13 protein-coding genes are annotated in these 20,136 nt (G+C 49.7%); 6 read left to right on the forward strand and 7 right to left on the reverse strand.

What is annotated here, in order from left to right:
• Window positions 1–76: 76 nt before the first annotated feature.
• The 3 genes from ACN4EK_RS26820 to ACN4EK_RS26830 all read left to right on the forward strand — a co-directional run bounded on the left by ACN4EK_RS26820 (window position 77) and on the right by ACN4EK_RS26830 (window position 7,376).
• On the forward strand, window positions 77–3,520 hold the full coding sequence (locus ACN4EK_RS26820) for a PAS domain S-box protein (protein ID WP_431661368.1): 3,444 nt from the start codon (window positions 77–79) through the stop codon (window positions 3,518–3,520).
• 26 nt (window positions 3,521–3,546) lie between these two features.
• Window positions 3,547–5,550, forward strand: a complete 2,004-nt coding sequence (locus tag ACN4EK_RS26825) for a cation:proton antiporter domain-containing protein (protein ID WP_431661369.1) — start codon at window positions 3,547–3,549, stop codon at window positions 5,548–5,550.
• A 92-nt stretch (window positions 5,551–5,642) separates the two neighbouring features.
• Complete coding sequence (locus ACN4EK_RS26830) at window positions 5,643–7,376, forward strand: mechanosensitive ion channel family protein (RefSeq protein ID WP_431661370.1); 1,734 nt, start codon at window positions 5,643–5,645, stop codon at window positions 7,374–7,376.
• Window positions 7,377–7,442: 66 nt separating this feature from the next.
• On the opposite strand, the gene ACN4EK_RS26835 is transcribed toward ACN4EK_RS26830, so the two are convergent.
• From ACN4EK_RS26835 to ACN4EK_RS26855, 5 genes are all read right to left on the reverse strand, one after another.
• Window positions 7,443–12,836, reverse strand: coding sequence for a trifunctional serine/threonine-protein kinase/ATP-binding protein/sensor histidine kinase (locus tag ACN4EK_RS26835; RefSeq protein WP_431661371.1), 5,394 nt, complete (start codon window positions 12,834–12,836; stop codon window positions 7,443–7,445).
• Window positions 12,837–13,345: 509 nt separating this feature from the next.
• Window positions 13,346–14,344 (reverse strand): glutathione synthase, encoded by a 999-nt coding sequence (gene gshB / locus ACN4EK_RS26840; RefSeq protein WP_431661372.1) that lies wholly within the window; start codon window positions 14,342–14,344, stop codon window positions 13,346–13,348.
• Window positions 14,345–14,360: 16 nt separating this feature from the next.
• Entirely contained in the window at window positions 14,361–14,621 is a 261-nt protein-coding gene (gene grxC / locus ACN4EK_RS26845; RefSeq protein ID WP_431661373.1) for a glutaredoxin 3, read from the reverse strand.
• An 86-nt stretch (window positions 14,622–14,707) separates the two neighbouring features.
• Window positions 14,708–15,001, reverse strand: a complete 294-nt coding sequence (locus ACN4EK_RS26850; RefSeq protein WP_431661374.1) for a TMEM165/GDT1 family protein — start codon at window positions 14,999–15,001, stop codon at window positions 14,708–14,710.
• Between the two features lie 16 nt (window positions 15,002–15,017).
• On the reverse strand, window positions 15,018–15,488 hold the full coding sequence (locus ACN4EK_RS26855) for a TMEM165/GDT1 family protein (protein ID WP_431661375.1): 471 nt from the start codon (window positions 15,486–15,488) through the stop codon (window positions 15,018–15,020).
• Window positions 15,489–15,759: 271 nt separating this feature from the next.
• On the opposite strand from ACN4EK_RS26855, the gene ACN4EK_RS26860 reads away from it, so the two are divergent.
• A complete protein-coding gene (locus ACN4EK_RS26860) occupies window positions 15,760–16,818 on the forward strand; it encodes a sensor histidine kinase (RefSeq protein WP_431661376.1) in 1,059 nt (352 codons plus the stop codon).
• A 269-nt stretch (window positions 16,819–17,087) separates the two neighbouring features.
• On the opposite strand, the gene thyD is transcribed toward ACN4EK_RS26860, so the two are convergent.
• Window positions 17,088–18,008 (reverse strand): thylakoid membrane protein ThyD, encoded by a 921-nt coding sequence (thyD, locus tag ACN4EK_RS26865; RefSeq protein WP_431661377.1) that lies wholly within the window; start codon window positions 18,006–18,008, stop codon window positions 17,088–17,090.
• Window positions 18,009–18,115: 107 nt separating this feature from the next.
• Window positions 18,116–18,502 (reverse strand): photosystem II reaction center protein Psb28, encoded by a 387-nt coding sequence (gene psb28 / locus ACN4EK_RS26870; RefSeq protein WP_431661378.1) that lies wholly within the window; start codon window positions 18,500–18,502, stop codon window positions 18,116–18,118.
• A 120-nt stretch (window positions 18,503–18,622) separates the two neighbouring features.
• Between psb28 and ACN4EK_RS26875 the strand changes: the two genes are divergently transcribed.
• Entirely contained in the window at window positions 18,623–19,330 is a 708-nt protein-coding gene (locus ACN4EK_RS26875; RefSeq protein WP_431661379.1) for a diacylglycerol/polyprenol kinase family protein, read from the forward strand.
• 141 nt (window positions 19,331–19,471) lie between these two features.
• Window positions 19,472–20,071: a DUF3038 domain-containing protein gene (locus ACN4EK_RS26880; protein ID WP_431661380.1), complete on the forward strand. Its 600-nt coding sequence runs from the start codon at window positions 19,472–19,474 to the stop codon at window positions 20,069–20,071.
• The last annotated feature ends 65 nt before the right edge of the window (window positions 20,072–20,136 follow it).

Raw genomic sequence — 20,136 nt, forward strand, 5'->3', positions numbered from 1 at the left:
ATGAGTTGAGCCAGCCTAGACTTGAGCTATCCGCTAGAACGATCGGCTTGCACCCTTTAACAGGAGGACAAACTCCGTGGCTTTTCCAGGTAATCGCTGGCAGCGTTGGCACACTTCAGACACCCAGTTGCCCCCCAACCTCTCCAACCAGTCTCACTATCTCGCGATCTCCATTACCCTGATCTATGCCTTACTGGGTGTTCTCTGGATTACCTGGTCGGACTACCTGCTAGCCCGCTTATCACCATCCACAGACATTCTGAGCCAACTACAAACCGTCAAAGGCTGGCTATTCATTGGTTGTACCAGTTTGCTGTTGTATGGCTTAATTCAACGCGGAGTCAAACATTTACGGCGCAGCCAGCGCTTCCTGTTAAGCATCATCAACTCTACCCATGATGCCATTCTAGTCAAGAACATGCAGGGGCAGTATTTAGTCGTGAATCAAGCGGCTGCCCATATACTGGGATTGCATCCTGCCGCAATGCTAGGCAGAGTAGCCGACGATTTTTTAGCCCCTCAAGAGGCTGAGCAGTTGCGATCGTTGGAACAAACCGTTTTACACACAGGACAAGCCAACGAAATTGAGCAATGTCTGACGATCGCTGGAACACCCCACTGGTTTTCGATCACCACCAGTCTTTGCCGCGATGAGCAAGCCAAACCCTTAGGGCTGATCAACGTGGTAAGGGATATTACCCGCCGGAAGCAAGCCGAGGCAGAGTCGCAATATTTAGAACGGCTCCAACTGGAATTGGGTTTGCTGGAGAATGTGCTGGAAGTTGCCTTGGCAAGCTACTGGGATTGGGATCTGCTACATCATCAGAAATACCTCAGTCCTAACTTTAAACAGATGCTTGGCTACAAAGATCACGAGTTACCCAACACACCAGAAACCTGGCAGGATCTGATTTTACCTGAGGATTTACCGGGACTGTTCCAGTGTTTTGACCGCCATGTGCAAAGTCGGGGGGAGATTCTTTACTACAACGAAGTGAGATATCGTCACAAAAATGGCTCGATCGTGTGGGTGATTTGCTCCGGACGGGTGATTGCCTGGGATGCCCAGAGTCGTCCCCTACGCATGGTCGGTTGCCATATCGACATTACTGAACGCAAGCAGGCAGAGGAAGCGCTGAAACTCAGTGAAGCTCGGTATCGCGCCATTGTTGAAGATCAGACTGATCTGATTGCCCGGTTTTTACCCGATGGCAGAATGCTGTTTGTGAACGAAGCCTATTACCGCTACTTTGATGTGCAACAACAGGACGTAATTGGTCAAAGCTATGAACCTGTAGTGTTTGCCGCAGATCGTGCTCATGTTGCACAACAACTAAAAACGCTGACCCCCGACAACCCAACGGTAACGATCGAAAATCGCGTCGTTGTGAATGAGGAAATCCGATGGACGCAATGGGTTAGCCATTTGTTGATGAATCAGCAGCAGCAGGTGATGGAAGTCCAAGCGGTGGGACGAGACATTACGAAGCTGAAGCAAGTCGAAAGAGCTTTGCAACGATATGAACGGATTGTGGCGATCGCCAATGATGGGATTGCGCTGCTCGATCGCCACTACCACTATCAACTAGTGAATGCGGCTTATCTGACCTGGTGCAATCGTCAGGAATCTGAGGTTGTGGGTCATACCGTCGCTGAGATTTTGGGAACCGAGTTATTTACGACCGTGATCCAACCTAAATTAGATCGCTGTTTAGCCGGAGAACTGATCCAGTACGAACGCTGGTTTGATTTCCCGAATCTTGTTCCCCAGTTTCTCAGTGTCACCTACGTCCCTTATCTCGATAGCGCTGAGCAAACGATTTCCGGTGTTGTCGTCAGCATCCGCGATTTGTCGGCACTTAAACTTGCCCAGGAAGCACTCGAAAAAAGTGAACATCGCTTTGCCACCTTAGCCGCTACAGCACCCGTGGCAATTTTTCGCATGGACATGGCTGGTAACTGTATTTATGTCAACGATCGCTGGAGCGAGATGACAGGTAGACCAACGGCAACCGCAATGGTAACAGGCTGGGTACAAACCATTCACCCGGATGACCGCGATCGCATCACTAGCACATGGGCACAATGGCTTCAAGCCAGTCAGCCGGATCTTTACCGGAATGAAGCAAGGCTACTCCGCCCCGATGGCAGTACGATCTGGTTTTACTGCCAGGTGCGACCCGAAACGGACTCCAGTGGAGCCCTAATTGGTTATGTGGGGATTCTGGCAGATATTAGCGATCGCAAACAAGCCGAAGAACAACTCCAACACATTAATCAACAATTAGCCAATACCAATGCCGAACTGGCTCAAGCCACTCGCCTCAAAGATGAATTTCTCGCGAACATGAGTCACGAACTGCGCACCCCTTTGAATGCCATTCTCGGTATGTCAGAGAGCTTACAGGATGAAGTGTTGGGTGATATTAACCAACGGCAACGGAAAGCCCTGGCAACGATCGAACGTAGCGGCAAGCATTTGCTGGATCTGATTAATGACATTCTTGATCTCTCCAAAATTGAAGCGGGTAAATTGGAACTCACCCTCAATGCGGTATCTGTCCAAAACCTCTGTCAAACGAGCCTTACCGCAGTGCAGTCAATGGCACTGAAAAAACAAATTCAGCTCCATCACAACATTCCTGGCAATCTGGGAACGATTCAGGCGGATGAACGCCGCTTGCATCAAGCCCTACTTAACCTGCTCAGTAATGCGATTAAGTTCACCCCCGAAGGTGGTAGCGTCACCTTGGCAGTAAGTCGCCAATCCAGCGATCGCGCCAATCTGGCTCAAAATTCTACGGATTGGATCAGCTTCTCGGTCACTGATACCGGCATTGGCATTGCCGCAGCAGACCTGAATAAGCTGTTTCAACCCTTTGTACAAATCGATAGTAGTCTGAATCGCCATTACAGTGGTACTGGGTTAGGCTTATCGCTAGTACGCCGAATTGCCGAATTACATGGAGGCTCTGTCACCGTTCAAAGTCAATTGGGACAGGGAAGCTGTTTTACCTTACGAATTCCCGAACCCCACTCTCTCACTCTCCCAATACCACCACCGGTCATTTCCCTAGAGGCAGACGATCGCCTGACGACCCAATCCGCCACGCTCTCTCCATCCGATCACCTGGCTGCCGTTGACCCACCATTAATTCTGTTAGCAGAAGATAATCTCGCCAATGTAGAAACTATTTCCGGTTATCTGGAAACTCGGGGCTATCGATTAATTGTAGCGAATCATGGACAGGAGGCGATCGATCTGACCCAAGCCCACCATCCTGACTTAATTCTGATGGATATTCAGATGCCTGGGATGGATGGAATAGAAGCCATGCAACGAATCCGGCAACACCCAGAATTTACCGATCTGCCCATCATTGCTCTCACCGCCTTAGCCATGTCTGGCGATCGCGAAAGATGCTTGGCGGCTGGGGCGGCTGCCTATTTAGCGAAACCCGTATCATTAAAACATTTGACAACAATCATTCAACAACTATTGGAGATTCCCCAGACTTAAATCCACCTGATTAACATCAAAACGCTATGGCAAGCGAATTAAAGCTAATTGTCGAACTGGTAACGGTTCTGGGGGCTGCCACGATCGGCGGTTATGGGGCACATCGCCTGGGGCAACCTGTATTGCTGGGCTATCTTCTGGCGGGTACGATCGTGGGACCGGCTGGCTTAAAACTGGTGGCGACCGAAGGCAATATTCAGGTGCTCGCTGAGATTGGGGTCGCGTTACTGCTATTTGTGCTGGGAGTGGAATTCTCCTTGAAAACCTTACTTCGCCTCAAAGCCATTGCCTTTGGCGGCAGCATCCTGCAAATTTTTCTGACCATGCTGTTAGGCGGCGGCTTAACGTATCTGACCGGATGGGTAGACTCTATCCCCACCGCCATTTTCTTAGGGGCTGTCCTGTCATTATCGTCTACGGCGGTTGTCCTCAAAGGGTTAATTGAGCGCAATGAAGTTCAGACCCTGCATGGGCAGATTATGCTGGCAATTTTAATTGTGCAAGATCTAAGCCTGGGGGTGATGCTGGCGATCCTGCCGACCCTGACGCAACCGCCGGAAATGATCGGCTCGGCGATCGCAGTTACCATCCTCAAAGACATCCTATTTCTATCAGGGGCAGTGCTGGCAGGTCGTTGGTTGATGCCCTGGCTGATTCGCTGGATGGCTCAAACGGGTTCTCAAGAACTCTTTCTGTTGGGAATTTTAGTGCTGTGTTTAGGCATTGCCCTACTAACATCCAGTTTAGGCCTAGGAATTGCGATGGGAGCCTTTGTCGCGGGGCTGATGGTATCCAATGTGGAATATGCCGATCATGCCCTCGATCGCATTCTGCCGATGCGGGATGTATTTGCCACCCTATTTTTCACCTCGATCGGGCTCCTGATTGATCCAGGGTTTTTGCTGACAAATTTGCCCCAGTTATTGGGATTAGTGGCAATTTCCATGATTGGGAAAGCCGCGATCGCCACCCTGGCAGTCAACCTATTTGGCTACTCCCTCAAAACCTCATTAACGGTCGGCTTGGGCATCAATCAAATTGGTGAGTTTTCGTTTGTGTTGGCAGGGGTCGCAAAAGCGCAGGGATTGTTTTCCGATCAACTTTATGGCTTAGTCGTCGGCACAACAGCCATTACCTTACTCATTACGCCGTTAATTCTCCGATCCATTCCGACTTGGCTCGTCTGGCTAGAGCAATGGTCGATCGTCGATACCTGGTTACAATCCACCCGCACGTCATCTCACCTGGCGGAGCTAGAAGAAGAACTGACAGGGCATATTGTTGTGGCAGGTTACGGTCGCGTGGGGCAAACCCTGGTACGCATGTTGTACTTCCAGGGCTATCGCATTTTAGTGATCGACAATAACGAAGCCGCCTTGCAAACCCTACGAGAACGGCAAATTCCCTATGTATTCGGCGATGCCTCTAGCCAACTGGTGCTGGAAAAAGCCAATCTCCCCCAGGCTCAAGCCCTGGCAATTACACTACCCGATCCCATGGCAACCCGGTTAACGCTACAACGATCGCTGAGTCTGGCTCCTAACCTGGATGTCACAGTGCGGGCGCATGTAAATAGCGAAATTGACTCACTCTACCAACTCGGTGCCCAGGAAGTGGTGCAACCGGAGTTTGAGGCGGCTCTGGAAATGGGTGCCCACTTACTCTTCAAATTAGGGGATTCAACCTTTGATGTGCAGCAATTGGTGCATCGCTATCGCAGTGGTCGGTATCGGGATATTCTGCCAGAACGGGCTGAGTATTGGGGGGCTGCCAATCTAGACACTGAAATTGAAGGGCTACAACGCCACTGGTATGTGGTAAAGCCCCAATCCCCCTTAATGGGATTGACATTGGCACAAGCCCAGGTGCGGCGGATCACAGGTGTCACCATTATGGCGATCGAGCGGCACAAAAAACTTCACCGTTATCCCATGGGAGATGCGGTGATCGAGGTGGACGATCGGCTGTTGGCTGTCGGCAATAATAAAGAACATGCGGCATTTGTAGCGCTTCTGGCAGGAAAAGCTTAATGACCCAATGCCCTGATCTCTACCCAATGTCGTACACACTTCTTAATACTCTTGGTATAACCTGGAGGCGAAGTGACGCTGAATAATGACTCATGATGCTTTTGGCGACCTATACTCGGCAACCAACGGGATCATCCTGTCGCTGGTCACGGCTGATTCAGGCTGGAGTTGGCGCGATCGCGGTTTGCTTACTACCGATCACAACCCTGCCCGGTCAGGGACAACAGCCTAATTTACCCGGTCTGAATTTAACCCCGTTAAAACAAACGCTACAGGCGGCGGGTAATAATCAAATTTCTACCGCCCAGGTCAGCTTAGATGGTTATCGCCTCTTTGCCATTACGGCTCCAGCCTTAGTCGATGGTCAAGATCTGGCAGATAGCCCCAGACCAATTAATCAACGATTACAAAGCATTGAGGCAACCCTCAACCGCATCGTCCAAGCCGATTTTGAGCCAGAAAACTTAGATGTGCGTTACAGCATTGATTCAGATAGTCGGTTGCCCGTAATTTCTGTCAACGATCAATACCTGATGACCGTGACCACCCTGGATGCCCAAATTCATGGCAGTGATCCCGAACGCCTGGCCAATCAACTGACGGTCACCATCCAGAATGCCTTGTTACGAGCCAGACAAGAACGCCAGCCAGAGTTTTTGACGGAACGGGGATTGATAGCCGTAGGTGTGTTAGCGGCAATGTTGACCACAAGCGGCGCGATCGTCTTAGTGCAACGTCGAGTACGCAATCAGCAAAAGCACTTGCAACCCCAGTCACCGGACGTGTCAACATCTATCCTTGATGCCGATGCCGATCGTGCTGCCAGCGCTCAACATATGATGCAATTACAGCAGCAACAACAATACTCGCTCCATGATGTCAAACGGCGAGTGCTGCAAATTGTGCAAGTTGGTATTTGGAGTGGGGGAACCTTTACAACTCTGGGCCTTTTTCCCTATACGCGATGGTTACAAACAGTAGCATTATCCACTCCCCTGAAAGTGATCGCCATTGGTTTAGGGGTTTATGTGTTAATTCGCCTGAGTGACACGCTAATCGATCGACTATTTGGTGTATTCGAGAAAGAACAGCTATCTATGCCCCGAAAGCCACAACGGTTAGCATTAAGGATTTCCACCGTGTCACGGGTTGCCAAGAGTGCGACTACCATTCTATTAATCGGTACTGGTACGCTCACAGGACTAGCGGTGTTAGGCGTAAATCTAGTACCGTTGTTAGCGGGGGCAGGGATCATCGGTTTAGCAATTTCGTTTGCCTCACAAAATTTTATCAAAGATGTGATTAATGGGTTCTTGATTTTATTTGAAGATCAATATGCCGTTGGCGATGTAATTGCCGTAGGGGATATCGGCGGTTTAGTCGAGAATATGAATCTCCGCATTACCCAACTACGAGATAATGAAGGACGCTTAATCACCATTCCCAATAGTCAGATTAGTATTGTGCAAAACCTGTCCAAAGATTGGTCACGGGTGGATCTCACGATCGATGTTTCAGTCAACTCCGATCCCGATCAAGCTCTGGATGTGCTGAAACAATTAGCAGAGGAGATGTACCACGATCGCGCATGGCATCACAAAATCCTGGAACCGCCCGAGGTCTTAGGCATTGATAAGATTGATCATGCCGGAATGTTAATTCGAGTTTGGATTAAAACCCAACCTTTGCAACAATGGGCGGTTGGTCGTGAGTTTCGGCGGCGACTCAAACCAGTGATGGCCCAGGCAGGATTAGCGGTTGGGACTCCCCATCAATCGCTTTGCCTCAGTAGCCAATTTTTCACTCCCCCCGACTCCCAGAACTAATTCACCGGATTGCTTCCAGTTCACACAGCAGGCTGGGGTGGGCATGGTTCCAGGCAAATGGGTCGTTTAGGATGCGATCGGCAGGCGAACATAGAATTCAGTCCCCTGTCCTACTGCCGATTCAACCTCCAGGCTACCCAGGTGAGTTTCAGTCACAATTTGACGGGCGATCGCCAGTCCCAATCCCGTCCCCTTGCCTACCCCCTTTGTGGTGAATAGGTGATCAAAAATCCGGGCTTTGACAGCGTCGGTCATGCCGTGACCATTATCCCGCATCCGAATTTCGACCGCATTTTGGGCAGCAAGTACCGTAGTCTGCACTGTGATTTGTTGGGGTTGAGCCTCTAGAGCTTGAAAGGACATCTGTTGAGCCGCTTCATCAAACACATCGATCGCATTCGCCAGAATATTCATAAACACCTGGTTAAGCTGTCCGGGGAAGCACTCAATCAGGGGTAATTCACCATAGTTCTTAACTACCGCAATTTCAGGACGGTATTCATTTGCTTTCAGCCGATATTTCAGAATCAGGAGAGCGCTATCAATCCCCTCATGCAGGTTCGCCTTCACCTTATGTTCCGTATCAGCACGAGAGAAAGTCCGCAGGCTGGTGCTAATGGACTTAATGCGATCGGTGGCTCCGGTCATAGAGTTGAGTAGTTTTGGTAAATCCTCACAGAGGAACTCTAGATCGATGTCTGCCCCATGATCGGCAATGGGGTCAGCGACCTGGGGATAGTGTTGTTGATACAGTTCCAAATGATGCAGCAGGTCTTGCACATAGTCTTTGGCATTACCAATACTGCCATTCAAAAAGCCGATCGGGTTGTTAATTTCGTGGGCGACCCCAGCGACTAGATTCCCTAAGGATGCCATTTTTTCATTCTGTACCAGTTGTAGTTGAATTTGTCGCACATGTTGTAAAGTCTGTTCTAATTGCTGCGTATGATCCTGGGCTTTTTGATAGAGCCGAGCATTTTCTAGCGAAATGGCAGCCTGGGTGCAAAGGAAATTGAGAATCAGAATGCGATCGGGCGTAAATACCCCACTGGTCGCTTGATTCTTTAAATAAAGAATGCCAATTAACTGTCCCCGATTCAGAATGGGCAAACAGAGTAGGCTCCTGGGTTGACGCTGACGTAGATACTCGTCAATCACCGGAAACTCTGTATTCAGGTCATTAATTACGACCACTTCGCGGGTATTTTTGACATACTGAATCAGCTTCACGGGCAAATTGGGATTACCTTCCAGAGGCTCCGCACACAGTTCTGTCGCTGTAGTAGTGGCAATGGCGACCACCTGCCACTCCTGATCAGCATGGGGAAGAATTAAAGCACAACGCTCACCCCCCGAGTTTTGCAAGATCACCTGAGTCAGTTGATGGAGAAGTTCATCCAGTTGAATGGTGCTAGACAGCGTTTGAGAGGCTTTCAGGATAGTGGCAATGTCTAAGGCAGCGTTAACGCCTGTACTCGAAGAAGTACTTTGCCCGGTGGAGTGGTGGATTGATAGACTCGGTGCTGCTACTGTGACTAATGTTTCGAGAATTTTTAGGGGTTGTGTAGCTGCTTGCAGAATTGGGCGCAGTAGGTAAGGGTAGTGATAAGTTAGGGCATCAGTTTTGGCTTTAGCACCCCACTGAGTATAGCCATAGTAGGCTTCTTGCATATATCCCGCCGCCACCTTCTCTTTGCCCCAAGCCAGATAGAATTTGGCAGCAAGTTCATTGGCCAGGGCAGCATCCTGCATAAACCCATGTTCACGAGCCTGGGCGATCGCTCGATCGTACAAATCAATTGCCTGAGATGTATGCCCTAATAGACGATGGTATTCTGCTGCCACCAGATCAGCTTGATGCTGAAAATTCATCGGTGCGGACTGTGCCCGATCGCGTAAAACTGCCTGATTTTGCTCCACCTGTCGCAGTAGATCAGCCTGATGTGCCGTTTCGCAGGTCGGGTAGATCGCTAATCGAGCTAAGGCATCATAGTAATTAAACACTGGCACAGACAACATGCCTGCACCACCATTGAGATATTGGCGACACTGATCTGCTTGGACGATCGCCGTTGCCAGATCATCAAACAAATAACTGAGAATCAGCTGATTGAGGCACAGAATATGAAGAGTCAGTTGATCATTGTTTTGCAGCAAATCAGGTAACAGTTCAGCTTCATCACAGGCAGTCCCCTTTAAACAGGTGGGATGCGGAGTTGGGACAATCAAATTCTCGATCGTCTGCTTCAGAATCCTCGACCAGGTTAGGAAATGCTGAATAGTGACAAAATCAGCTTGATAGCCCTCAATCTCTTCATACAGTTCGGCTAGGTTTTCTGTGCCACTCAAAAAGGTGTAGAGCAACCGGAAAAAAGTTGAGGTGAATATATGCACGACATCCCCTGTTTCTAAGCCAATACGATAGGCTTGCTTTAACAGATCGATCGCGCTCTGAATAGGTTGCTGATTGTATTGATTAAAGGCAGCAACCTTCATCGCCGTCATGCTTTGCACCGACTTCGCGGCAAATTTTTCGACGATGTTTAATGCCAGTTGCCCAAACTGGTAGCCTGCATCCAGACGATGCAATACGGTATTCACAACAATACCAAAATCAGCATACCCTGGGGCTGACAGTGGCGAATTGCCGTACTTCAACGATAGATTCACCTCTGCACACGCCAGAATCGGAAACAGTTCGGGAGCCGCTTGATGAACCGAGGGCACAATGCTGATCATAATCTTCAGCGCCACCTGAGCTTGTGGATCACTCATGCTCGGTAAATGCGCTAAATCCGCAATTTGAGCCGTGGGTAGAGATGAAAGCGTAGATTCTACCGCTTGGCGCATCTCAGCCGGGGTTACAGTTTCCGGCAAATCAACCCCCAGTTGGTGCAGAATCTCCCGTCCGAGGGCGATCGCGTTAAGTTGCTGTCCCTGGGCTTGATAGGCCTGAAGCTTAATTTCATAAACTTTGACTCGCTCCAGTAAATCACTCGCTTGTTGCACCACCAATGGCATCAGAGCATCCATCTGCTCAAAATCATGGTTGAGACAGGCGGTTTCAGTAGCGGCATAATACAAGTTGTACAGTAGGTTATCTGCCTCCGCTGACCCGCTAGCGGTCAGTAACTGCATCCCTTGATTGAAATACCCCAGGGCAGCACTATAGGCCGTGGCTTCCTTGGCTTTTTGCCCTGCCAGCCAATTCAGATGGGCAAGTTGCTGCCGTTCAGTAGCCTCCGTGATCAGGGCAACCCCATAATTTAACTGATTCACCAGTTCAAACAAGCGGTCTGATGGCTCGGCGGCGGACGAATTTTGCCACAGCAATCGACCAATTTGTAAATGAGTGACTTGTTTCTGGGTTTCGGCAATCAGAGAATAGGCAGCCTGCTGCACCCGATCGTGCAAGAACTTGTAGGACAAACACTGCTGATCGATCGGGATATCTGAGGCTGGCAACTGGAAGAACTTATAGGCATCGGTAATTGGCAGAATTAAGCCTTCCTGGACGGCACACCAGAGGGCTGAAGCGGCTTCTGCCTGCGATTGTTCTGACACGATCGCGAGGGTGGTCAAATCAAATTGATTCCCAATACAGGCGGCTAATTTCAACACCGTTTGGGTCACTTCAGGAAGTTTTTGCAATTGCGCGGCCATGAACTCCACAATATCGTCCGTCAGGGCGAGCTGTCGGGCTGACATCATCTCACACTGCCAATAGCCCAGCGTTGGATTGAGTTGAATTCCCCCCTCCTCATGCAACGCCTTCAGAAATTGGGTGATGAACAAGGGATTACCTTGCGTTTTTGGGTAGATCAGTTGGGTCAGGGGTTGCGCCAGATGAGCCGGACAATTCAATGTATCGGCAACCAGTTGATTCACGGTAGCTTCCGTCAGGGGAGCCAGGGTAATCGTATTAATGACAATGTTGTTTGCCTGCATCTCATCAACCGCTAACATCAGGGGATGCGTAGATGAAACTTCATTGTCACGATAAGCGCCTAAAATCAGTAAATGTCCATTATCCTGCATCAGCAGTTGTAATAGCTGGAGCGAGGCTAAATCTGCCCATTGCAAATCATCCAGGAAAATGACTAAAGGATGTTCTTTTTGAGTAAAAACCTGAATAAACCGTTGAAATAGTAAATTAAATCGGTTCTGAGCAGCACTACCCGAAAGTTCTGGTACAGCAGACTGTTTACCAATAATTAACTCCAGATCAGGAATGACATCAATCACTACCTGACCATTGTCCCCCAGCACCGCTAAAATTTTGGTTTTCCAGCGTTGCAATTGGGTATCTGATTCTGCCAGTAACTGTCTAATCAGATCACGAAAAGCCTGCACAAAAGCAGAGAGCGGCAGATTCCGGTTGAATTGGTCAAACTTACCTTTGATAAAGTAACCTCGTTGCCGCGTGATTGGTTTGTGAACTTCATTCACGACGGCGGTTTTACCAATGCCAGAGAAGCCTGCGACCAGCATGAGTTCCGATTTGCCATGCGCCACTCGATCGCAGGCAGCTAGCAAGGTTTGAACTTCTGTCGCTCGTCCATACAGGGTTTCAGGAATCAAAAACCGATCGCTGATATCACAGGTAGCGATCGTAAAGGTAGCAATCTTGCCGGTTGCCTGCCATTGCGTCAGACAGGTGTGCAAATCATGCTGTAATCCCAGGGCGCTCTGATAGCGATCTTCCGCATTCTTTGCCATCAGTTTACCCACCATCTCTGATAGCACCACCGGCATCTCTGGCACCAGATCATGAACCTGGGGAGGGGTTTTGGCAAGATGGCAATGCACCAATTCCATCGGGTCAGCAGATGAGAACGGCAATTGCCCCGTCAGTAATTCAAACAGCGTCACCCCCAGCGCATAGAAATCAGTCCGGTAATCAATCCCCCGATTCATCCGTCCCGTTTGTTCTGGAGACAGATAGGCAAGGGTGCCCTCCAGTCCGCTCGGATTGCGGATTTCCAGCGTTTCCTTAGGTAAGAGCGAAGCGATGCTGAAGTCAATCAGTTTCACCTGTTTGGTCACCGGATGAATCAAAATATTGGCAGGCTTAATATCCTTATGAATCACGCAGTTTTCGTGCAACTCATGTAAGGTGATGACTAACTGCTGGGCGATCGCCAGAACCTCCTCTACAGCTAGGGGTTGTCCCTGGGCATAATGCTGGAGAGATACCCCACCAAAGTCTTCCATAACTAAGGCATAGCTGTTACCGTAGGATGCCAAACTGTAGGGACAGACAATTCCTGGAATATTGAGATTTTTAGCGATCGTATATTGGTTGCGGAACTGCAATAACTCATTAAAAGTTGGGTAGTCTCGGTGCAGGAGCTTAATAATGACTGGACGCTGGCTCGACTGCTCTATCGCTCGATAAACAACTGTCCGAGAACCTGTATACAGTGGCTCAACGATGGCATAACCCTGAATGTCAGGCAAAAGGTGAAGGCTCGCGCTTGCTGTTAGTGCCATAGGGTAAATCGATAGTTCCAAAAGCTCAAAATTATTATTCTCTGAGAATACCCAATCAGCTAGGGGATCTCACTCCAGCCACTTACCAACCTCAAACCACCATCAAACCTGGGGCTGGCGGCTACCTGACACTGCCTCCATACCGACCCTGATGCTCAAGCTTGAGTGCGTGAATGATGACATCCATACAAAAAACACGCCAGGTACGGAATCTATCCATCTGACGTGTTTCTTGAGCATGACAGAGAACCCTTATCAATTGCTCACCATGAGTTCATGGGAACTTTACCTAATCTCAAAGCGCAACAGTTAGTTTAAATGCAGTGGGTTGTGTAACTCCGTTCATGCGATGAGCAAGAGAGATAGTAGCAAGGGGGGCTTGTTGCTGTCTCTCTTCTATCTGTTTGGGGGCTGAATAAAACCTCACCGGATCTCAGAGGAATTTCGGCGAAACTTCATGAAGGTTCATGATCGCTTTACAGACCACCGATCGCCGCCGCTTCCAGCCGTTCGGTACGGTGTTGCCCAATCCAGTCAATCACCTGTTGCCCTAAGCGAGTGCCCTCCAGGCGATCGATCTCTCGCACTCCCGTCGGACTGGTGACATTTACCTCCGTCAGATACCCCCCGATCACATCAATTCCCACAAAGATCAACCCATCCCGTTGCAGCACTGGAGCCAGTTGGGTACAGATCTCCCGTTCACGATCGGTAATATTTACCTGGGCGACCCGACCCCCGACCGCCATATTGCCGCGAAATTCGTTCCCGGTCGGAATCCGATTCACTGCCCCGATCGGTGTGCCATTCAACAGAATAATCCGTTTATCCCCATCTTTGGCAGCAGGCAAATAGGTTTGCACCATGACGGGTACTTGCCCCTGTTGGGTACTGATCTCAATCATGGAATTGATATTGCGATCGCCCGGTTCTAGAAATAGAATGCCTTCGCCTGCCTTACCGCCCAGAGGCTTCATCACGGCAGCCCCTTTCTGCTCCACAAACTGCCGGATCACTTGCTTATTCTGGCTGACGATCGTTTCCGGCATAGCTTCGGTAAATTGCAAACCATACATTTTTTCATTCGCTGCCCGAATCCCCCGAGGTGAGTTGACCACTAAGGTTTTGGTCGGATCAATATAATCCAGCACATACGTCGCATAGAGATAGGGAGTCGTCACCGGGGGATCGGTACGCATAAACACGGCATCCATCTCATCCAGATAGCCGATCGTACTATCGCCCAGTCTAAACCAGGGATTTGCCGCTACCCACAAACCATCCACCAGTTGCACTGGAATCAGTTCTACAGCTTGCAACAGGGCTGTCGCCCGACCCTGCACCACACCCAATTGATTGGCTTGAGTGATCCAGACTTCATGCCCCAACTCCTGTGCCGCTTCCATTAAGGCAACGCTAGTGTCATGCCCCGGATCCAGTCGTTGGATCGGGTCAATAATAAAGGTAAATTTCACGATCGCAGGTCTCCGGTTAGCTGGCTAAGAGAGGATCGAGTTTACCCTGAGCATTCAGAGCATGGAGATCATCACAGCCCCCAATATGCTGATCGTTAATAAAAATCTGCGGCAGCGATCGGCGACCATTCGCCCGTTGAGCCATCTTCGCCCGCCCTAATTCATCACCATCCAAACAGTATTCGGTGTAATCCACCCCTTTGCGATCGAGCAAGGCTTTTGCCCGAATACAAAACGGGCAGGTCGTCCAGGTATAAATCTCAACGTTGGCAGCCATAATTCTTTACATTCAGCCTACCGTTCTATTCTAGAACGCTAAAGTCTGAATGCCAGAGATTAAACTTGGAGAAGCAATCATCCGTGTTAGGTAGGTTCTTCCGGTGATTCGGCTTTCGGCAACAGTAAACGAATTGCCATCACGGCAAACCCGATCGCGGCAATAATTTTGACCACCTTGGCAGGGAGTAATTGGGCTGTGCCCTCTCCCACCATTACGCCCAGGAAACTTGCCACTAATAAAGCAGTCGCCGCCCCAAAAAATACCGCCCGGGGAGAACGGGAACCACCACTGAGGGCGATCGCCGCGAGTTGGCTCTTATCTCCTAATTCGGACAGAAATACGGTAATAAAACTCAGCCCTAACAGGTGCCAATCCATGTCTGTACAGTCCCCCTTACATCCTCAACACATCCCATAGCAACCCAACCGACAACAGAGCCAGGATGATACCTGCGGCAGTATCTAATGTTTTCGGCGATAACCGGGTAGCCAGCCAACGTCCGATTAAAACTCCTAGTAAGCTAGTGGTAATTAACGCTGTTGCCGCCCCTGCAAACACGACCCAGGGCTGGTGAAACTCGGCACTCATTAATAAGGTGGAAACCTGAGTTTTGTCGCCTAATTCCGCTAGAAAAATTGTAATAAATGTAGAGGTGAAAATCGTCCAGATGGAGCGAGTGGGTTGAGAGGCAGGCGAGATTGGGGTTGGGTCAGCGATCGGCGGCACAAGCTCCTTTTCCTCTACCAAAAAGCTTTTAGCAACTACTGGTTCGCCGCCTCTGTCTCCATGATGGGACAACGGTACGATTGGGGTACGTTCAAGGTATAAGGGTGGCTGGCTGGGGGCAGATGAATAAGGATTCACAGACAATCCAGGCTCCAAGTCAGGTTTTCATTTTCTTTTCATTATTACAGTTACAGGGATAGCTGCCAAGTGGCTGACTCGCTTTGGCTGAGGTATTCCCCCAACTTTCCACAGCGAAGTGTCCAATTTGTCTTAGCCTAGAAATTAAATTCATTGAGGTCACACAGCAGTTGTTGCTGAAATGTCAGCCTTAACCCTGTAATTACTGAGTAGCTATCTTGACGTTGTTCCTGTTTGCACATTTCCTCTCACGATCGATTCCCGGACTAGCATGGCAGTTTCTTACCTCGCGCTCCTGACTGAACTGGTCATTGCTCCTCAAACGGAGGCATTAGGCAAAGCAATTCACTGGATTAACCACCTGGAACAATCCCATGCCACGCTTCAGCAAAAAGTGAATCAACAGACTGAGGAAATTGAGCAACAGGGGCGACATCTTTCCCAAATGCTGGCCGAAGCCCAACGTATTCATCAGCAAATGGTGCAGATGGAAAAGATGGCGATTTTAGGACAGATGCTGTCGGGAATTTCGCACGAGATCAATAATCCAATTAATTTTATTTATGGTAATTTGCCCTATGTGGAAGAACATGTGCGAGATATTTTAGGGCTACTTCAGGCATATCAGGGTAGTGGAGCCGACCAACATCCCGCGATCCAATCGGTCTTAGCCAACATCGATCTGGAGTTTACGCTGGAAGACTTACCCCGCATCGTCAATTCCATGAAGTTAGGAGCCGATCGCATCCGGGAATTAGTCCTGACGTTACGCAACTTCTATCGTCTGGATCAACAGGAAATGGACTTTTCCGATCTGCATACCGGCATTGACAATACGCTCCTGTTACTACAACACCGCTACAAACCCAGGATTGAGATTGTCAGGGAGTTTGCCGATCTCCCTCCGATCGAATGTCATATTAACCAACTGAATCAGGTGTTCATGAATCTGTTAAGTAATGCGATCGATGCCCTGTTAGAACAGGAGTCCCATCAACAACCCCAGATTGTGATCATCACCCAACGGATTAACAGCAATCGCATTGCCGTTAGCATTTCCGATAATGGGCCAGGAATTTCCCTGGAAGTGCAACAGCGCTTATTTGAACCCTTTTTCACAACGAAGCCTATGGGGGTAGGCACCGGGTTAGGGTTATCAATTTCGCATCAGATCATCACCGAAACCCATCATGGTCGCATTTTCTGTTGTTCGGCTCCCGGAGGCGGCACCACCTTTATGGTTGAATTGCCGATCAATCAACCGCCAGTCACCGCTTTGAGCCCTCAAATTTCCTCCACCACTCACCCTGTCCCAAGTAGCCCGTCATAAATCCGATTGGCATGATTTTTTAACTGCTGCATAAACGCTGACGATCGCACCTAGAGAACGGTAGCAGAGACTACCCTCTGCGATTACCTGTAAGGGCGATTCCCTAGTCCACCTCAGACCAATCTGGCAGAACCGGATTCCGTATTGCCAGGAGTCCGACATTCTGCCAGAGCAGCTATTTCAGAGCCAGGTTTCCATTCCAAGTACGTAGTGTTTTCCCTGCATCAGTGCATCACTGGTACAGGGAAATTTTGTAGATAGCAGAATGACTAGGGTAAAAACTCCGTCAATGCCGGTTTCAAGGTAGGGTACTGGTATTCAAAGCCAGTTGCCTGCGTTCGTTTCGGTAATACCTGTTGTCCCTCTAACACCACTCTAGCGCCATCCCCCAGGAGTGCCTCTAAGGCAAACGATGGGACAGGCAACCAGGATGGGCGGTTCAATACTTGTCCCAATGTGGTAGACAATTCTGTCATGCGAACCGGATTTGGTGCCGTTGCATTAAACGTTCCTTCTAGCTCTGAACGCATCAGGGCATACATGATTAAATTCACCAGATCCTCGCGATGAATCCAGGAAAACCATTGTTTACCCGACCCGATCGGTCCGCCCGCAAATAACTTGAACGGTGGCAGCATTTTGGCGATCGCTCCCCCCATCCCCAATACAATCCCAATCCGGACAATCACTAACCGCACACCAGACTGTTTGACCTGCTCCGCCTCCGCTTCCCAGGCCTGGCAAACCTCCGCCAAAAAGTCATCCCCAGGGGCACTCGTTTCATCAAATGTCGCGGTTTCACTGGTGCCGTAATAGCCGATCGCAGAGGCGCTAACGAATACAGACGGTTTGGGGTTCGCCTGGGCGATCGCTTCCACAATGCGGCGCGTTCCTAACTGCCGACTTTCTAGAATGACTTGCTTATGGGCAGGAGTCCACCGACTTTCGGCGATCGGTTCACCCGCTAAATTGACCACCCCATCACACCCAGAAATCACCTGTTGCCAGTCACCGGATTCCATCGGGGTATATGCCACAATCTCGAGATTCGGAAAGTCAGATGGTGGAAACTGTTGCCTCGCCTGCTCCACATTCCGGGTCAAGGCTAATACTTGATGTCCGTCTGCCTGCAAGCGTTCGATTAAACGGCTGCCGACAAATCCCGTTGCCCCAGTAATCGCTATTTTCATCCGTCAATCGTTAGTATCGGTGAGCAATAGTCTGGCAGGAGCGAAAAACCCAAATTACTCCGCCACTGATCAGTCACCTTATCATTAATTTACGTTGACGTTCGGCGTTATGAGACTGGCGGTTGGGGATGCTCACCATACTCCATGCCGTTTGCCTCAGCATAGCGGTTCATAAACCGAAGAAAGCGTTCCCAGTGGTCATCGCGATCGAGGTCAAACCGACATTCCAGGCGATCGAAATCATCCCCATCATCGCCCTTAAAGTAAAACTTGACCGATGCAGGTTCAACGCTAATCTCCCCCTCATCATCGATCAATTTCATGCAGCCAGAGAAGCGATACCGAAAGCTATTAAACTGGCTAATCGAATTCAGATGTTTAAATGTCATTAAGACCGAGCGGATCCCCGTAGAGCGGTTGCGACGCAGGCTGACATCATCCAGATTTTCCGGTACGCCATCAAAGAATTGAATCGAGGGTAATTGGATTGTCATTTTTTTATCCAAAGAATATGTAATTGAGAAAAGTATACGAAAGTTTCCCTGATTCTGAATCCGGAACAAAATCCACTACAGTGAAGAGATGACCTTCCGATCGCTGCATTCTTTGCCCTAATGCCTCTGCCATCCTGGTTTGCTGCTGTAACGTCCTCGCTCTGGCTCCAGCTTGCGATCGCGGCTGGTTGGCTGGGGCTAGTCGGTGGGATCGCCGAGGTGTTACATCGTACCAAGTTGGCAAATCCAGAGGTGGTGCGTAAGGTCGTCCACATTGGGGTGGGCAATGTGATTCTGATTGCCTGGTGGCTGCAAATTCCTATGTGGGTCGGAATTAGTGCCTCGATCTTTTTTAGCGCGATCGCCTTTCTGTCCTACCGGTTTCCGATTTTACCTAGCATCAATGGAGTGGGTCGGCAAAGTTTGGGCACTTTCTTCTATGCCGTTAGTATTGGCATCCTGGTTGCCTGGTTCTGGTCAATTCAACAACCGTACCATGCGGCTTTGGGGATTTTAGTCATGACCTGGGGCGATGGGTTAGCCGCTTTAGTCGGACAACGGTTTGGTCGCCATCCCTATAAATTATGGGGGATGCAAAAAAGCTGGGAAGGATCGCTGGCAATGGGGATGGTTAGCTATCTGGTCAGCAACCTGATCCTGGTCAGTGTTTACGGCAACCTTTGGCAGGTTTGGGTGATTTCTGCTGGGGTTGCCCTCTTAGCCACCGGGCTAGAAGCCTTCTCCAAGTACGGCATTGATAATCTCACGGTTCCATTAGGTAGTGCCACCTTTAGCTTTGCATTTAGTTCCCTGCTTCTACTATTCTAAAGTTGCCTGAGTTATGCTCCGTTGTCCTGCCTCGGGTGGAAGGAAACATCCCTGCCCAATCGTTAGTCTTGTTTCAAGACCCGTAACCACCGAGTCGCGATCGGCGTTATTTCCTATCTTGAAGTTATGCCTCCCACTGCTATGTCATCCGCTCCTGTCTCCCTAGAAGCGCTGGCTCCCCTGAGACAACCCGATCCTAGCCAGTTAGACAATATTAAGGCGCAACTCGACCTAGTGTTGCTCTCCCTAGAGGCACTGGTTGGAATTGGCTCTGAAGCCATGCTCCAAGCTGCCACGGATTTAAACCTGGAATCAATGGTGGCTGATCGGGTTGCCCTGTGGCGACTACGGCAGTCCAGTCCCCTGCGGAAGGGACAGGGAGGACGCAAAAAGTTAGATGTGGAGGAAGCTCGCGCCCTGGTTCTGATCTGCTGTCACCTGGCAAAACATGACCAGGAATTAATTCGGCGGGCGATCGCGTTATTAGAGCAAATGGCAGAACAAAACCGGGAACCGCACCAAGCCGCCCTATTGGGTGATTACCTCGATCGCTTTAATAATCTCTACCAGGAGCGGATGGACGATGGCGACAATGTCTCTCCACAGATTTTGACCCAACTGGCACTGAAACTTCTGATTGATCTGTTGTTCTATAGTGCCAATCATGGGCCCCGGCGGTTGTGGTTAGCCTTGCTCGATCGCGCCAAAGACCCCACTCCTCCCCCAGTGATCAGCCACTAATCTCCCAATTTCTTCCCCATCTTCCTCCACTCCCCACTCCCCACTCCTGTCTCTTATACACATCT

The organism is Pantanalinema rosaneae CENA516 (assembly GCF_050753385.1).
GTDB lineage: Bacteria > Cyanobacteriota > Cyanobacteriia > Leptolyngbyales > Leptolyngbyaceae > Pantanalinema > Pantanalinema rosaneae.

Excerpts from the sequence above, each read along its gene's own strand:
- psb28 (WP_431661378.1), bottom strand. The coding sequence starts at position 18,502 with ATGACAATCCAATTACCCTCGATTCAATTCTTTGATGGCGTACCGGAA.
- ACN4EK_RS26880 (WP_431661380.1), top strand. The coding sequence starts at position 19,472 with ATGTCATCCGCTCCTGTCTCCCTAGAAGCGCTGGCTCCCCTGAGACAA.
- ACN4EK_RS26850 (WP_431661374.1), bottom strand. The coding sequence starts at position 15,001 with ATGGATTGGCACCTGTTAGGGCTGAGTTTTATTACCGTATTTCTGTCC.
- ACN4EK_RS26825 (WP_431661369.1), top strand. The coding sequence starts at position 3,547 with ATGGCAAGCGAATTAAAGCTAATTGTCGAACTGGTAACGGTTCTGGGG.
- grxC (WP_431661373.1), bottom strand. The coding sequence starts at position 14,621 with ATGGCTGCCAACGTTGAGATTTATACCTGGACGACCTGCCCGTTTTGT.
- ACN4EK_RS26860 (WP_431661376.1), top strand. The coding sequence starts at position 15,760 with ATGGCAGTTTCTTACCTCGCGCTCCTGACTGAACTGGTCATTGCTCCT.
- thyD (WP_431661377.1), bottom strand. The coding sequence starts at position 18,008 with ATGAAAATAGCGATTACTGGGGCAACGGGATTTGTCGGCAGCCGTTTA.
- ACN4EK_RS26875 (WP_431661379.1), top strand. The coding sequence starts at position 18,623 with ATGCCTCTGCCATCCTGGTTTGCTGCTGTAACGTCCTCGCTCTGGCTC.
- ACN4EK_RS26830 (WP_431661370.1), top strand. The coding sequence starts at position 5,643 with ATGATGCTTTTGGCGACCTATACTCGGCAACCAACGGGATCATCCTGT.